Source organism: Silvibacterium sp. (genome assembly GCF_047605705.1).
GTDB lineage: Bacteria > Acidobacteriota > Terriglobia > Terriglobales > Acidobacteriaceae > Silvibacterium.
This window is the reverse complement of sequence record NZ_JASGFD010000078.1, coordinates 1-15660: the sequence shown is the minus strand read 5'-3', so window position 1 is coordinate 15660 and position 15660 is coordinate 1. Positions and strand designations below refer to the sequence as shown.

Sequence of the window (15660 nt, the reverse complement as noted above, 5' to 3'; positions counted from 1 at the left end):
CGCCCCTTGGGATGTTCGGGCGTGGCCTCGTGCGGATTATCGAGGCCCACCGGCTGCATCGCCTCGTTGATCGCGTCCTTGAGCGTCTTCGAGCCCGAGCTGACACCGCGCACCTCGGCGCCGAGCATGCGCATGCGCAGCACGTTCAGTTCCTGGCGGCGCATATCCTCTTCGCCCATGTAGACCACGCACTCGAGGCCGAGCAGCGCGCAGACGGTGGCTGTAGCCACGCCGTGCTGGCCTGCACCGGTTTCGGCGATGATGCGCTTCTTGCCCATGCGCTGCGCGAGCAGGCCCTGGCCGAGCGAGTTGTTGATTTTGTGCGCGCCGGTATGCAGCAGGTCTTCGCGCTTCAGGTAGATCTTCGCGCCACCCAGCGATTCTGTGAGCCGCGAGGCATAGTAGAGTGGCGTGGGGCGGCCGACATACTCGCGCAGCAGCCCATCGAGGCGCGCGTGGAAGTCAGGATCGGCCTGCGCCTCGGCATAGGCGTGGTCCAGCTCTTCGAGCGCCGCCATCAGCGTCTCGGGCACGTAGCGTCCACCATAGGCGCCAAAGCGTCCGGGTCTGCTCTTCGTTGTCTCGGGTGCCTGAGTCGTTTCCGTCGCTGTGCTCACTCGTGTGTCCTCACTTCCAGACTAAACCTGTACGGGCGTTTCGAGCTTCGATGCCGCAATGCGTGCGTTCTGGACGAACGCCTTTACCTTCGCGTGATCCTTTTGTCCCGGCGCGGCTTCGACGCCCGTCACCACGTCCACGCCCCAGGGGCGCAGCGTGGCGATGGCCTCGCCAACATTCTCCGGATCGAGCCCGCCGGCAATGATGATCTTCAGGCCGTTCGCGGCTTCGGCGAGACTCTTCCGCGCCGCATGCCAGTCGAACCGGACACCCGTGCCGCCCACCAGCGTGGCCGTGCGCGAGTCGACCAGCACGCCGTCAAGGGCCGCGTTCCGGCTGGCGGCGGCAAGCTGCGAGCCCAGCTCCTGCTGGTAGTGGATCACCTGAAGCAGGCGCAGCCCGGGTCCGAAATGTGTCCGCAAGCGATCGGAAATGCCGGAGTCTGCCGCGGAATGCAGCTGGACGCCGGTAAGGCCGGCCATCTCGACGGCCTGGACGATCTGCTCAAAGGAGGCGTCGACGAAGACGCCGATCTTTTCGAAGTAGGCAGGCAGCTGCGGCGTAATCTCGGCCACCTGCTCCACCGTGACCTGCCGCTTGCTGGGCGCGAAGACGAAGCCGGCGGCACTGGCTCCAGCCTCGGCTGCGACAAGCGCATCCTCAAGGCTGGTGTTGCCGCAGATCTTGACCCACAATCGGCCAGACATGGCTCTAGACCCGCTCCGTCTGCGGCACGCCACCGACCAGAGCCTTCAGCGCGGCGCCGGGATCGGCATGGCGCATGAGCGATTCGCCAATGAGGAAGGCGTCGAAGCCCGCATTGCGGAGAATTTCGAGATGTTCTGAGGTGTGAATGCCGCTTTCGGCGACCTTCACCGCATCCTTGGGCAGACGGCCCACCAGCTTGAGTGAGGTCTCGAGGCTTACTTCGAAGGTCTTGAGGTCGCGATTGTTCACGCCGTAGGCATCTGCGCCCAGACCCTGCACGCGCTCCAGCTCTTCCGCGGTGTGAACTTCGCAAAGCACATCGAGACCGTAGTCATGCGCTTCGATGGTGAAGGCTTCGAGCTCGGTGTCGGTGAGCGCTGCGACGATCAGCAGGATCGCATCGGCTGCGTGCGCGCGGGCTTCCACGATCTGGTACTTGTCGACGATGAAGTCCTTGCGCAGGCAGGGAATCGTAACAGCAGCGGATGCAATTTCGAGATTGCGCAGGCTGCCCTGGAAGAACGGCTCGTCGGTGAGCACGGAAAGCGCGGCTGCTCCGCCATTGGCGAGCGATTGTGCGAGAAAGTGCGGCTCGAATTCCGGGCGGATGAGGCCCTTGGAGGGCGAGGCTTTCTTTAGTTCGGAGAGGATTGCCGGGCCATGCTGCGCAGCTGCTTTCAGCGCACGCGCAAAGCCGCGGGGGATGTGATTCGCGGCACGCCGCTCGAGCTCACCTGCGGGGCTCTGACGCTTGCGCTCGGCCACCGTGGCGCGGGTTTGATGAAGAATGCGTTCCAGATGCACGGCAACTTCCTGAGCAAGAGTGCTTCTTCCCAGTATAGCCAGCCACTGCCCGTGGCGGGCCCTTAGCCTTCGGCACCCGCTCCCGCTGGTCGCGCTGGCCGACCCTCATCGTTTATGCAGGGGATGCAGGCACCAGGAGAAAAAAGGTGCTCCTCCCAGGCTTCGCATGGATGGGAGAGTACGATCCCACTTCCTGCGCGCCCACTTCCTGAGCAAAGACAAACGCTCCCGCCAGCCGCAGGATTGGGAACCAATCCCGATCGCGACCAAGGGGAGCGCGTGCCGAAGGCGATTCGCCGAACGCGAGGTTCAGGCAGCGGCGACAGGCGTAAAGCCGTCGCAGCCGGAGACGGCGGTGACTTTCAGGTGCAGCGAGATGAGCTTCGGATGGCCGCAGCTGTCTACGAAGTCCGCGGGCGCCTGCTGCGTGGAGTGAATGCTGACGAGCTTCTCGGAATTGGCATGCTCCTCACCGAAGTGAGTACAAAGTCCGCACTGTCCATTGTGAATAGCGGTCATGGCTGTTTCCTCCCATTTCTCTGAGCCGTCCCGATGGGGAGCGGGTTGCAATGGAAAAAAGATTTCCATGGGCGCTTGTAATACCGACAAATCGTGTCGTATATTCAAGCTCAAGCGAAAACCGACTTTCCCGGTCGGAGTTCGCACGTCATAGCAAAACCAAACAGGTCACCGCGCCATACTCTTGGCGGAGAAGCGCGGAACTCCTGTTCCCTTCCACAGTCTGATCGACTGCGAATTCCCTTCACTATAGGACGGCTTTGTTTTTCAATCAATTGCGATTGATTGGGTCGCCGTTGCGTGCCTGTTTCCACGCAAAGTGAGATGCGTGTCTCTCGTTTTGAGTCAAGCGCTCGAGGAGGCATCGTCGCTACTTGAAGAGAACTGCAGGTTCCTCCGGCTCGCGAGACGCGAGACGTCTCGCTCCGGTTGGAATGACAGGTTTGTTTTGGAGCTCGTGCTTCCCCACTCAAGCCAACTTCAGGCTTGAGTGGGCCGCAGTCGAGTGGCGAAGTTTCGAAGCACGACCAGCGGAAGCGGAGGCCGAAGGCGGATCGTCCTGCGCGGAGCAGCCTTAGTCCTCGCGCAAGGCCTCCATCGGCTCAATGGACGAGGCGCTATGCGCTGGCAGCAGTGCGGCGACCGCTCCGATCAGGAGCAGGACCAGCACCACGCCCGCATACGTGCCGGGGTCGAGCGACTTCACGCCGAAGAGGTAGCTCTTCACCAGCCTGCCGGCAAGTCCACTCAGCACCAGTCCGCCTGCGAGACCAAATGCGATGAGGATTCCCGCCTGCTGAAGGATCATCTGCACGATGCTCTGCCTGGTTGCGCCCAGCGCCATGCGTACGCCGATCTCGCGGCGGCGATAGCTCACCAGCTGCGCCAGCACGCCGTAAAGCCCGGCGATCACCATTACGACTGCGAGCCCGGCGAAGGACGCGGTGAGATAGAGTCCCAGCCGCTGGCTGAAGGTGCTGTCGTCGAGCGCCTCCTGCATGGTTTGGAAGTTATCGAGTGCGTAGCCCGGAGCGACCTCCTTGAAGATCGGGCGCATCGCGGGGGCGATGGCCATGTCTCCGCGTGTCTTCACGATGAAGGTGACGAAGGTCTTGAGCAGGGCCTGGTAGAAGAGCGAGGTGGTCGGAACCTGGCGGTAGGGGATCAGCAGGAACGGCTGGACTTCGGTACTCGGTCCGTGGGCCGACTGATCGGCAAGCACGCCCACGATGGTTAGAGGCTTCAGCATGCCGGTGTCCTTGCCGCCCAGGTCGACCTGCTGCCCGATTGGATTGAGGTTGCCGAAGTAGTGCTTCACCAGCGATTCGTTGACGACAGCGACGGGGAGAGTGGATTCGGTATCGTCGGCGCTGATCATGCGTCCGCGCAGCAGCGGCGTGCCCAGCACCTGCGCGTAGTCCTCGCTGGCGGCAGAAACGCGCGCCTCGGGATGAAGGGTGTCGAGCTCGGTGTGGCCGACGATCTTCATGCTCGAGCTCATATCCATATTGGAGAGCGGGGGAGCTGTAGCCACAGCCGCATCTGCAACGCCCGGCACCTGCCGGATGCGTTCCAGGGCCGGGCCGTAAGTCGTGACAGATACGGAAACCGGCGCATGGTCAAGATCGCTCGAAACCGCCATCGCCGAGAAGCCAGCCGCGTCGGACGGCATGGCGGTAAAGCGGCTCACGCGTTCGGTTTCGAAGCCCAGGCTCGCATGCTGCAGGTTCCAGAGCGTATGGAAGAGCAGGCCGGTGCCGACCAGCAGCACGGTCGAGAGCGCGACCTCGCCGGCGACGAGCCAGCCGCTCAGCTTGCCGCTTACCGAGCGCGAGCCCAGGCCGCGCGACGAGGCCTGCAGGGCCGGTTGCGGATCGGTCCGCGCCACCAGCAGGGCCGGCAGCAGCGAGGAGAGCAGTGTGGTTGCCGTGGCCACAGCAGCCAGCGCCACGATGACCGTCCAGTGCATGCCGATCGAGTCGGCGCGGGGAATGGTGCCCTGGGGCAGCTTGTTGAGAGATTGCAGCGCGGTCCAGGCCAGCATGGTGCCCAGCGCGCAGCCCAGCAGGCTCAGCGTCATCCCTTCGGCCAGCAGCTGCCGGATCAGCCGCCAGCGACTGGCTCCGAGCGCGGCGCGCACGGCGAACTCCTGCTTGCGGCCCAGGCAGCGGGCGATCAGCAGGTTGGCGACATTGGCGCAGGCGATCAGGAGGACGAGCAGCAGGGCGCCCAGCAGCGCAAGGAAGACCGGCCGCACATCGCCGGTGACCAGCTGCTGGTAGCCGTTGGCCTTGAAGTCCACCGACCCCGCGTCCTTGGGATTCTTCTGGCGGATGCGCATGGCGATGGCGTGCATCTCAGCCGAGGCACTGGCCGCCGATACGCCGGGGCGCATCTTCGCCATCATGACAAAGAAGTTATAGCCACGGTCCTTGAACATCTCGTCGGAGGGCTGCAGGGGCATCCAAATGCCCTTGTCGATATCCGGCCCCACATTCTCCGGGAAGTGGAAGCTGGCGGGCATGACGCCGATGACGGTGTGCGGCGCGCCGCTGATGGTGATAGTCCGGCCGAGGATGCCGGGGTCCGCGTGGAAGCTCTGCCGCCACAGCCCCTCGGAGAGCAGTACGACCTGTGGGCCGTCATGCTGGCCCTCGGCATCGGAAAAGGTGCGTCCCAGCAGGGGCTGTGTCCCGAGCATGGTGAGGATGCTGGGCGTCAGGTGCGGTGCGGTCACGCTCTGTCCCGCACCCGCGATGTCGATGACTGCCGCATCCTCGGAATAGCCTCCGGCCAGCTCCAGCGTGTGTGCCTGGTCGCGCAGGTCCTCGAAGTTGAGATAGGAGAGAGCTCCGAAGCCTGGCTCATTGGTCGGCCCAACCGAGATGAGCCGATTGGAGTCGGCATAGGGCAGAGGCCGCAGCAGCACGCTTTCGACCACCGTAAACATGGCCGTATTGGCGCCGATACCGAGTGCGAGCGTAATCACCGCCAAAGCGGCGAATCCCCACGAGGAGCGGAGCTGGCGAAGAGCGTATTTCACATCCTGCAGGAGCATGGAGGACCTCTCTCGAAGAAACGAAAGAATAGGGCGGTGCAATTTGCGTTCCATTGCCGGTTAACAGGATTGCGCCCGGAATCAGGTGTTTACCTTGTGCAGGATCGAGCTGCTTGTTCGATCCGGAACGTGGGTGTCCGTTCCCGGACAAGTTTTTTGGGGAATGCCAGTTCGATTCTTTGGATGGGATCGCGCTTTCCTATCCGCATGGAGATCAACGAGCAGCACCACAGCCCGGAACTATACTTGGAAGTTCACATATGCAGAGATCTCCGATCCTTATCGTTCACGGCGGCGCATGGGCCATGCCGGATGACATGACCGAGGCCAACGAGCAGGGCGTCTTCGACGCGCTGCAGGCCGGGTGGGCTTTACTCGAAAAAGGCGCGACCGCGATTGAGGCGGTCGAGGCCGCGGTATCGCAGCTGGAAAACGACGCCACCTTCGATGCCGGGTACGGCAGCTTCCTGACGCGGGACGGCCGCGTGCAGATGGACGCCCTGCTCATGGACGGTGCCACGCTGCGCGCCGGTGGCGTGGCCTGCGTGGAGCGGCTGCGCAACCCGATCCAGGCGGCGCGGCTGGTGCTCGACGAAAGTCCGCACGTCTACTTTGTGGGTGAGGGCGCAGAAGCCTTCGCCGCCTCGCACGGCATGCCGCTGATCGAGAACTCGGAGCTGATCGTCGACCGCGAGCGCCGCCGCCTTGAAGAGGCGCACGTGCGCGCGCGTGCCGGGTTGCCGGACATCACCTTCTCGGGCGATGACAAGTCTCCGGAGACCGCGACCGAGCCAAAACCGGAGCTGGGCTTTGGCGGTCTGGGTGGGCCTTTGGATTCCCATGACACGGTGGGTGCAGTCGCGCTCGACGTGGACGGCAACATCGCCGCCGCCACCTCGACCGGCGGTACGCTGGCGAAGGCTCCGGGCCGGGTGGGCGACTCCTCGCTGATCGGCTGCGGCTGCTACGCCGACAACCAGAGCGCGGCGGTCTCGCTGACGGGCTGGGGTGAGCCGATCATGAAGCTGGTGCTGGGCAAGTGGGCCACCGACCGCGTGCAGATGGGCCGCCCGCCCGAGCAGGTGGCGCAGGAGGCGATCTCGTACCTCTACCAGCGGCTCGGCGGCCACGGCGGCATGATCCTGCTCGACGCGCAGGGGCGCTGGGGCATCGCCCACAACACCCCGCGCATGGCCTGGGGCGTGCACACGGTGGACGGACCGCGCGTCGGCGTCAAAGTTTAAGGGCAGCGTTTAGCAAAGCTGCACGCGGACGAATTTGGGTGCCCCCTCCAGGCTCTGCTTTCTTCTCTAGCCTTGTCATTCCGACCGGAGCGGCCGCAGGTCGCGGAGCGGAGGAACCTGCGGTTCTTCGCCGGATTGAGGAGAAATCGCAAGCAGCTTTACTCTCCTACCCAAGCAAAGCTTGGATGGGGGCACCCGTATCCTCGCTTGTTCAAAGAGAACCGCAGGTTCCTCCACTGCGCGAGACGAAAAGCGTCTCGCTCCGGTCGGAATGACAGATTTGTTTTTACGTTCTCATTTGAGCCCTGAGCTACAGGTCACACCTTTGTCATACCCATCGGCCATAATCGAAGGATGTTGGTTCTCGCCTCCGCCTCGCCTCGCCGTAAGGATCTGCTCATCCGCGCCGGTTTCGACTTCACTGTGCTGCCCGCCGATATTCCCGAGGAGCCGCGCGAGGGCGAGCCGCCTGTCGCCTACGTGATCCGCCTCGCGCGTGAGAAGGCCGAGGCTGTCCGCGCCAAGCTGCCCAACGGCGAGCAGCAGATGATCCTCGCCGCCGATACCACTGTCGTCGCGCCGAACGGCGAAATCCTCGGCAAGCCCGCCGACGAGGCCGATGCCGCCCGCATGCTGCGCCTGCTCTCCGGCGCGACGCATCAGGTGGCTACCGGCGTGGCCGTGCTCGCGGGGGAGGTCACCGAGATCGCCGCCGAGACCACCTGGGTCACCTTCGCCACGATGTCGGACGCTGAGATTGCGAACTACATCGCCACAGGCGAGCCCGCCGACAAGGCCGGGGCCTACGGCATCCAGGGAGCAGCCGCGCGCTACATCCCCCGCGTCCACGGCTGCTACTTCAACGTGGTCGGCCTGCCCATGGCGCTGGTCGCCTCGATGATCGAAGGCGTGGAAAGGCAGTTGACGAAGGCCATATGAGCCCGGCGGAGGAATTGAAAACAGTCTGGCTGCTTTGGTTCGAGCAAGAGAAACTGGAAGGCGAAGACGTGGAGTTGCTCTTAGGCGTTTACAGAACAGAAGAAAATGCAAGAGCTGCGATAGAACGACTGAAAGGCCAGCCTGGGTTTCGCGATTATCCGCAGGGGCTGCAGGTATATTCGCGCGTACTAGACGAAGATTCCTGGACGCAAGGATTTGTGCGCGACTAGTCATGCACCCAACTCTCGACCAACGGAAGCGCCCACGCCGCAAACACATGCAACGAATGCGAGCGAAGCGAGCGTCCGCCTCGATGGCAAATCGCTGTCTATACTGGTTGCAGGCGTTGCGCCCTCCTGCGCTGCCGCTGTCCAAAGACCGAGGAGCCCCCGTGTTCGCTTGCCGTGATTTCGCACGCCTGTGCGCTGCCGTCCTTCTCTCTGCCACTGTCGTTTCTCCGTACGCGCTCTACGCGCAGGCCGGCCAGCCGCATCCGCAGATTCCGCCCGAGCAGCCGTTGGATGTTCCGGTGCTGCACCTGCGGCAGCCGTTCATCCCGTACGAGCACTACGGCCCGTACAACGCGCACCTGCTCACTGGCGGACGCGGCCTTGAGAAGCCGCTGCCTGCGCATGACCCCATCCTGAATGCGCGCGCGCCGTGGACTCTCTCCGCCTGGGTGAAGCTCGATGCCGTCACCCCGAAGTCGATCCTCATCGCTGGCGCGGGCGATCCCGCTGCCGAGGATTCGCGCTACTTCGCGCTCGTCGACGGCAAGCCCGCGCTGCGCCTCGGTGCAGGCCGCGAACTGAAGGCGGCGAAGGCCATCGGCGCCGGTTGGCATGCGCTCGCGGCCACGTATGACGGAACCACCGCGCGCTTCTATGTCGATGGCACGGAGGCCGCAAACGGCGCTATCGCTTCCGGATCGATCGATCCGCAGCTGGTGCTCGGCCCGGTGACGCCCGCGACCGAGTGCGACACGCTGCCCTGCCCGCACTTCGGCGGATACATCGCAGGCTTCACCCTCGCGCGCGGCGCGAAGACCGCAGGCGAGATTGCTTCACTGGTGAAGGATCGGCCGGAAGACGACCTCATTATGTTCGAGGATGGCTCAAAGCCCTGGCCGCTGCAATCGCTGCAGTACATTGGCAACCGCGCCCCGCAGCCCCCCGAGGCGATGCCACAGCAGAATGCGCCCTTTAGCAAGCCTGAAGCGAAGCCGCTGCCGCCCGCCACGACTACGCTCGAAGCTTCTACCTCTGGTGGATGGATTCTCAGCGGCGGGTGGAAGCTGGTCGAAGCCCCGAAGACCAACGCTACGCCCGAAGCCATCTCTACCATCGGCTTTGAATCAGCAGACTGGATGCCCGCGACCGTGCCCGGCACCGTGCTCTCGACGATGATCGACCGTGGCCGCTATCCCGACCCCGACTACGGCCTCGACAACCTCGACATCCCCGAGAAGCTCAACCAGCAGGATTACTGGTATCGCGCCGAGTTTGCCACGCCGAAGGTTGAGCCGGGTTCGCACCTGCGCCTCGTCTTCGAAGGCATCAACTATCGCGCCGAAGTCTGGTGCAACGGTCAGAAGCTCGGCAACATCGATGGTGCTTTCATGCGCGGCGTCTTCGATGTGACCAGGCTGCTGCGCGCCGATGGCAAGAACGCGGTGGCAATTCGCATCTCACCGGTGCCGCACCCCGGCATTCCCAACGTGCAGTCGATCCTGCTCGGCTCGGGCCTGAACGGCGGAGCGATGGAGCTCGACGGACCGACCTTCCTCGCCTCCGAAGGCTGGGACTGGAACCCGCCCATGCATGACCGCAACACCGGCCTGTGGCAGCCCGTGCGCCTCGTCGCCAGCGGTGCAGTCGAGATCGGCGATCCGCAGGTCATTACGCGCCTGCCGCTGCCGGACATCACGCAGGCAGATGTGAGCGTGAACGTGCCTTTGCGCAACGTGAGCGGCCAGCCCGAAGAGGGTACGCTCACCGCCAGCTTCGAGGGCGTCGAGATCCACGAACAGGTGAAGGTTCCGGCCGAGGGCGTCATCGTCAAGCTCTCGCCCGAAGAGTTCCATCAGCTGCATCTTGACCATCCGCGCCTGTGGTGGCCGAACGGCTACGGCAAACCCGAGCTGTATCACCTGACGTTGAACTTCAGCGCGAACGGCGATGCGCCGAGCGAAAAGAAGCTGCGCTTCGGCGTGCGCGAGATCAGCTACGAGCTGAGCCTGCTGAACCATGATGGCGAGTTGAAGCGCCTCGATTACGATCCCACGCTGGGCCGCGAAGCCGCCGAGCCGCAGGTAGACGTGACGCATGAGGGCATGCGCCAGGTGGCGCAGGGCTGGGCCTCATCCATCGCGAAGGGACAGGACAACTCGCCGGTCTTCGAGCCGGTGGCCGATACCCGCGCCACGCCTGACCTCATCATCCGCGTGAACGGCGTGCGCATCGCGGTGCGCGGCGGTAGCTGGGGTCTCGATGACTCGCGCAAGCGCGTTTCGCGCGAGCATCTCGAGCCATTCTTTCGTTATGACCGCGACGCGAACCTCGATGTGATCCGCAACTGGCAGGGCCAGAATTCGGAAGAGGTCTTCTACGATCTCGCCGACGAGTACGGCATGCTGGTGTGGAACGATTTCTGGGAGGTCACGACCGACTCGAACGCCGAGGCCGAGGACCCGCAGCTCTTCCTTGCCAACGCCCACGATACGATCCTGCGCTATCGCAACCATCCGTCCATCGTGATGTGGTGCGGCCGCAATGAAGGTGTGCCGCAGCCGACCATCAATCGCGGCCTCATCGCGCTCACGCACCAGCTTGACGGCACACGCTACTACTCACCCTCGTCGAACCAGGTGAACCTCGAGCCGAGCGGACCATATTCCTACGAGAACCCTGCGGACTACTACAACAAGCTCGATCCGGGCTTTGCGGTCGAGGTGGGCACGCCTTCGCTGCCTACGCTCGAATGGTTTAGCCGCTGGATTCCGAAGCAGGATCGCTGGCCCATCACCGACGACTGGGCGTATCACAACTGGCATCCCTACGGCGCATTCGATCAGCACATGGAGGCGATGTTCGGCATGGCCACCAGCCTCGAGCAGTACGAGCAGCAGGCGCAGATGATGAACTACGTCGACTATCGTGCGATCTTTGAGGGCTTCAACGCGCACCTGTGGGCACCGAACGGCGGCCGCCTGCTGTGGATGACGCAGCCTTCGTGGCCGAGCATGCTGTGGGGCATCCTCAGCTCGGACTACGACACGCACGCGTCTTACTACGGGACGCAGAAGGCTTGCGAACCACTGCACATCCAGCTCGATCTGGCTGAGAACCGGGTGCAGGTGGTCAACACCACGCGCGGCGACGAGAAGCAGCTCAAGGCCGAGGCCGATGTCTACTCGCTCGACGGCAAACTGCTCCTGCACAAGGACCAGGTGCTCGACGCAGCGACCGACAACGTGACCAATGCCTTCGCGCTCGATCTGCCGAAGCTCGAAGGTGACACGACTGTACTCGTGCACCTGTCTCTTACCTCGGCAGACGGCACACTGCGCTCGCGCAATCTCTACTGGCGCGCGGCGGACGATGCCGGCTATCGCGCGATGACCTCGATGTCGCAGGCGCACGTGGCCGTGACTGCGCATGCGGTGCCGGGCGCGGGCGAGGGCATGCAGCGTTTCGCCATCGAGCTGAAGAATGAAGCTTCTGTCCCCGCACTGAACACGAAGCTCGGAGCCTTCGAGGCGAAGTCCGGCGAGGAAGTGCTTCCGGCTTTCTTCAGCGACAACTACGTCTCGCTGCTGCCGGGCGAGTCGGAGACCGTCACCCTCGAAGTTCCTGCGAAGGATGCAGCCAAACAGCTCACCCTGAAGGTGCGCGGCTGGAACGTCACGCCGGAGACGCTCGAGGCGCGCTAAGTCCGACACTCTGTCATCCCGACCGGAGCGCAGCGAAGTGGAGAGACCTGCGGTTGATTCTGCAGCACCGAGAAACTCCGGTGCAGATAAGAACCGCAGGTCTCTCCATTTCGCGAGACGGGAAAGCCGTCTCGCTGCGGTCGAGATGACAATTCTTTTTGAAATGACTTGAGTCTGTGGAACGGCCCAACGTTCTGCTTTGCCTCCCCGCTCCAGAGCGAATAGACTGCGAAAGAATGGCTCCGAAAGAAAATCCTGAGCGGCTCATCTCGGCCTCGCGCGCCGAAGATGAAAACTCCTTCGAGCTCAAGCTGCGCCCCAAGCTGCTCTCGGAATTCATCGGGCAGAGCAAGGCCAAGGAGCAGCTGGCCATCGCGCTCGAAGCTGCGAAGTCGCGTGGCGAGGCGCTCGATCACGTGCTGCTTTTCGGGCCTCCGGGGCTCGGCAAGACGACGCTCGCCACCATCATCGCCAACGAGCTGAATGTCGGCTTCCAGCAGACCTCCGGCCCGGCGTTGCAGATTCAGGGCGACCTCACCGCGATCCTCACCAACCTGCGCGACCGCCAGGTGCTCTTCCTTGACGAAATCCATCGGCTGCAGCCGGTGCTCGAGGAAAAGCTCTACACCGCGCTCGAGGACTACAAACTCGACATCATCATCGGCCAGGGCCCGGCGGCGCGCACGCACGTCATGGACATCAAGCCCTTCACCTTCGTCGCCGCCACCACCCGGCCCGGCCTGCTGTCTTCGCCCTTGCGCTCGCGCTTCGGCATCCTGCTGCGGCTGGAGTTCTATTCGGACGACGAGCTGCGCTATGTGGTCGAGCGCTCGGCCGAGGTGCTGGGCGTGCCCATCGATCAGGACGGCGCGGCGGAGATCGCCATGCGCTCGCGCGGCACACCGCGTATCGCCAACCGCCTGCTGCGCCGCGTGCGTGACTACGCGCAGGTGCGCGGAACGGGCACCATCAATCGCGAGATCGCCGAGTACGCGCTGAAGATGCTCGAAGTGGACGCGCACGGTTTCGACGAACTCGATCGCCGCCTGCTGATGACCATCATCGAAAAGTACGACGGCGGCCCGGTCGGCCTGAATACGCTCGCTGCCGTGCTCGCCGAGGAGCAGGACGCGCTCGAGGAGGTCTACGAGCCCTTTCTGATTCAGCACGGCTTCCTCGACCGCACGCCGCGCGGCCGGGTGGTGACGCGCCTCGCTTACGAACATTTCGGTTTACCCCTGCCGCGCAAGCAGCAGACGCCGCTGTTTTAAACCGCAGTCCCTAAAATCCGCATCCCACAACCAGAGGAGAACCTTTATGGCCCGCACAGAATCCGCCATGGTCGAGCTTGGAACCTCGATGCCTAACTTCACTCTGCGCGATGTTGTCACGGGCGCAGAGGTGAGCAACCTCGACGTGACCGGCACAAAAGGCACGCTGATCATGTTCATCTGCCGCCACTGCCCGTTCGTCAAGCATCTGCAGGCAGGTCTCACGCAGTTCGGCAAGGACTACGACGGTCAGGGTGTTTCGATCGTCGCGATCAGCAGCAATGACGCGGTGAAGTATCCCGACGACGCGCCTGAGAGTCTCGCCGAGCAGCAGAAGGAGCTGGGCCGCGTCTACACGTATCTCTACGACGAGACGCAGGAAGCGGCGAAGGCCTTTGACGCCACCTGCACGCCTGACTTCTTCCTCTTTAACTCGAAGCTCGCGCTCGTCTATCGCGGCCAGTTCGATGGCAGCCGCCCCGGCAACGATGTGCCGGTGACCGGTTCCGACCTGCGCGCCGCCGTGGACGCCCTGCTCGCGGGTAAGCAGATCAGCTCCGAGCAGAAGCCGAGTCTGGGCTGCAACATCAAGTGGAAGGAGAGCTAGCCGCTCAGGCGATAGCTCCCTTCGGTCGCATTGAGCTTTGATACCGCTCGCATTGTTCGTTGCAAATAAAGGAACTGTCATCCCGACCGAAGCGAGCAACGCGAGCGCAGCGGAGGGACCTGTGGTTCCTCAAGCCGCGAGGATACGGGTGCCCCGTCCAGGCTCCGCTAGGGCTCCGGTTGGGCGGGAAGGCCTGAAATTTATCTCTCGCTGCGAGAAACGCTCCGCACCACCAGCGGAATCGCAGCAAGAAAACCCAGCATCACCAGCGGGCCGGCCCACGCAAACGTCTTTGCATGGACGGCCCGTTCGGCTATCGCCTCACGCAGATAAAACAGGCCAACGGGAATATTCAACAGAAGACCCGTCGCTGTACCCGGCATGTAGCTTCGCGTGAAGAGGCTCAGCGCGAGATGCGGCACAAGCGCATTCAGCATCATGGTGAGCGCGTATCCCGCCATGAGATAGCTCCAGAAGCTACCAGGCGCAGCCTGTGAGGCCACTGCAGTAAAAATCACCAGCAGAACGGATACGACTACCAGCGATCGCCGGAAGCCAGGCGCGGTCCATGCCTTTCGCGCAGCCGCGAGGCGAGCATGTGAGCCGAGACGGCGTTGTGCCCATTGCGGTAGCCACAGGCCTTCTTCTGCGTTGTGCAGCACGACGCAGGCAGTGAGGAGCCATCCGGTGCTGATGAGAGTGGCGTTGAAGATCATGGTGTGAGCAAGAAAAGGCCCGGCACTCAGCAGAGTACCGGGCTTTTTGTTTGTTCTCGAGAAAGATTAGAGCGAGAGCGACTTGAGATATTCGCGGAATGCCGGGCCGAGGTCTTCACGGTTGAGCGCGAAGTCGACGGTAGCCTTGAGCATGCCGAGCTTGTCGCCCGCATCGTGGCGCACGCCCTCGAAATTGTAACCGTAGACCTTCTCTGTTTTGAGCAGGCCGAGGATGCCGTCCGTGAGCTGCAGCTCGCCGCCCGCGCCGGGCTTGATGTTTTCGAGCAGCTCGAAGATGGCGGGAGTCAATACGTAACGGCCAACGATCGCATTTTTCGAGGGAGCCTCTTCGAACTTCGGCTTCTCGACCATGCCCTTGGCCTCGATGAGGCGCGGGTTCGAGGCCGAGACGGTGCCGTCCAGCACGCCGTAGGCGGAGATCGCGGGGCCTTCGACTTCCATCGTCGCGAGGATCGAGCTCTGCACCTCGTCATAGACGCCGATCATCTGCTTCAGGCAGGGGACCTTGCCGGCCATCACGTCATCGGGCAGCAGCACCGCGAAGGGCTCATTGCCGACCAGCTCCTTAGCCATCAGCACGGCGTGGCCCAGGCCCTTGGCTTCCTTCTGGCGGACGTAGCTGATCTTTGCGAGGTTCGAGACGCTGCGAGCCACCTCGAGCAGCGCGGTTTTGTTCTTCTTTTCGAGCGTGGCCTCGAGCTCATAGCTTGTATCGAAATGATCCTCAATGGAAGTCTTGCCGCGAGCGGTGATGATGATGATCTCTTCGCATCCGGCGGCAATCGCCTCTTCCACTCCATACTGGATGATCGGCTTGTCAACGACAGGCAGCATCTCCTTGGGAATGGCCTTGGTGGCGGGCAGGAAGCGGGTGCCGAAACCTGCCGCGGGGAATACTGCTTTGCGCACTTTTTGCTTCATTGGGGTCCTTACTTACTGGAATGGATCGGAAGACTACAAACCACCGTCCTCCCAGTGTGCCAGAGGATGGTCTTCGGGCATAGTGTAGTTTTGCCAGTGCCAAGTTAAGATGCATGGCTCGTTCTGGGGATTGCCTGCGAAATTTGTTTCATGCACAGTTACGTGAATTCTCTTTGTGAATCCGCTTACACGAAACGAGTCCCAAAAGGTAAAGCCGCGCTCCCTAAGAAGCGCGGCTTTCTCTTGCTAATGTATGGTCCGCCGCGTGACTGCAAGGATTAGTTCGAGCGAGAGACAAGTCTG

General features: G+C 63.0%; 13 protein-coding genes. 6 read left to right on the top strand and 7 right to left on the bottom strand.

The window, feature by feature from the left end; all coding sequences use genetic code 11:
* The 5 genes from QM649_RS18970 to QM649_RS18950 all read right to left on the bottom strand — a co-directional run.
* A partial coding sequence (locus QM649_RS18970; protein ID WP_415200647.1) for a pyridoxal-phosphate dependent enzyme occupies window positions 1-617 on the bottom strand: 617 nt, incomplete at its 3' end.
* Between the two features lie 21 nt (window positions 618-638).
* A complete protein-coding gene (locus QM649_RS18965) occupies window positions 639-1325 on the bottom strand; it encodes a phosphoribosylanthranilate isomerase (RefSeq protein WP_415200646.1) in 687 nt (228 codons plus the stop codon).
* 4 nt (window positions 1326-1329) lie between these two features.
* Window positions 1330-2130: an indole-3-glycerol phosphate synthase TrpC gene (trpC, locus tag QM649_RS18960; protein ID WP_415200645.1), complete on the bottom strand. Its 801-nt coding sequence runs from the start codon at window positions 2128-2130 to the stop codon at window positions 1330-1332.
* Between the two features lie 309 nt (window positions 2131-2439).
* Complete coding sequence (locus QM649_RS18955) at window positions 2440-2649, bottom strand: hypothetical protein (RefSeq protein ID WP_415200644.1); 210 nt, start codon at window positions 2647-2649, stop codon at window positions 2440-2442.
* A 574-nt stretch (window positions 2650-3223) separates the two neighbouring features.
* A complete protein-coding gene (locus QM649_RS18950; RefSeq protein WP_415200643.1) occupies window positions 3224-5707 on the bottom strand; it encodes an ABC transporter permease in 2484 nt (827 codons plus the stop codon).
* Between the two features lie 260 nt (window positions 5708-5967).
* On the opposite strand from QM649_RS18950, the gene QM649_RS18945 reads away from it, so the two are divergent.
* From QM649_RS18945 to QM649_RS18920, 6 genes are all read left to right on the top strand, one after another.
* Window positions 5968-6951, top strand: coding sequence for an isoaspartyl peptidase/L-asparaginase (locus QM649_RS18945; protein ID WP_415200642.1), 984 nt, complete (start codon window positions 5968-5970; stop codon window positions 6949-6951).
* Between the two features lie 354 nt (window positions 6952-7305).
* Window positions 7306-7890, top strand: a complete 585-nt coding sequence (locus QM649_RS18940) for a Maf family protein (RefSeq protein ID WP_415200641.1) — start codon at window positions 7306-7308, stop codon at window positions 7888-7890.
* Window positions 7887-8120, top strand: a complete 234-nt coding sequence (locus tag QM649_RS18935; protein WP_415200640.1) for a hypothetical protein — start codon at window positions 7887-7889, stop codon at window positions 8118-8120. Before QM649_RS18940 ends, QM649_RS18935 begins: the two co-directional genes overlap by 4 nt.
* A 161-nt stretch (window positions 8121-8281) precedes the next feature.
* Window positions 8282-11821, top strand: a complete 3540-nt coding sequence (locus QM649_RS18930) for a glycosyl hydrolase 2 galactose-binding domain-containing protein (RefSeq protein ID WP_415200639.1) — start codon at window positions 8282-8284, stop codon at window positions 11819-11821.
* Between the two features lie 236 nt (window positions 11822-12057).
* Entirely contained in the window at window positions 12058-13092 is a 1035-nt protein-coding gene (ruvB, locus tag QM649_RS18925) for a Holliday junction branch migration DNA helicase RuvB (protein WP_415200638.1), read from the top strand.
* Between the two features lie 46 nt (window positions 13093-13138).
* Window positions 13139-13699, top strand: a complete 561-nt coding sequence (locus QM649_RS18920) for a thioredoxin family protein (RefSeq protein WP_415200637.1) — start codon at window positions 13139-13141, stop codon at window positions 13697-13699.
* 200 nt (window positions 13700-13899) lie between these two features.
* Here the strand turns inward: QM649_RS18920 and QM649_RS18915 are convergent, their stop codons facing one another.
* Together QM649_RS18915 and galU are read right to left on the bottom strand one after the other, a co-directional pair.
* On the bottom strand, window positions 13900-14415 hold the full coding sequence (locus QM649_RS18915; protein ID WP_415200636.1) for an HXXEE domain-containing protein: 516 nt from the start codon (window positions 14413-14415) through the stop codon (window positions 13900-13902).
* Between the two features lie 66 nt (window positions 14416-14481).
* A complete protein-coding gene (galU, locus tag QM649_RS18910; RefSeq protein ID WP_415200635.1) occupies window positions 14482-15357 on the bottom strand; it encodes a UTP--glucose-1-phosphate uridylyltransferase GalU in 876 nt (291 codons plus the stop codon).
* Window positions 15358-15660: the final 303 nt, after the last annotated feature.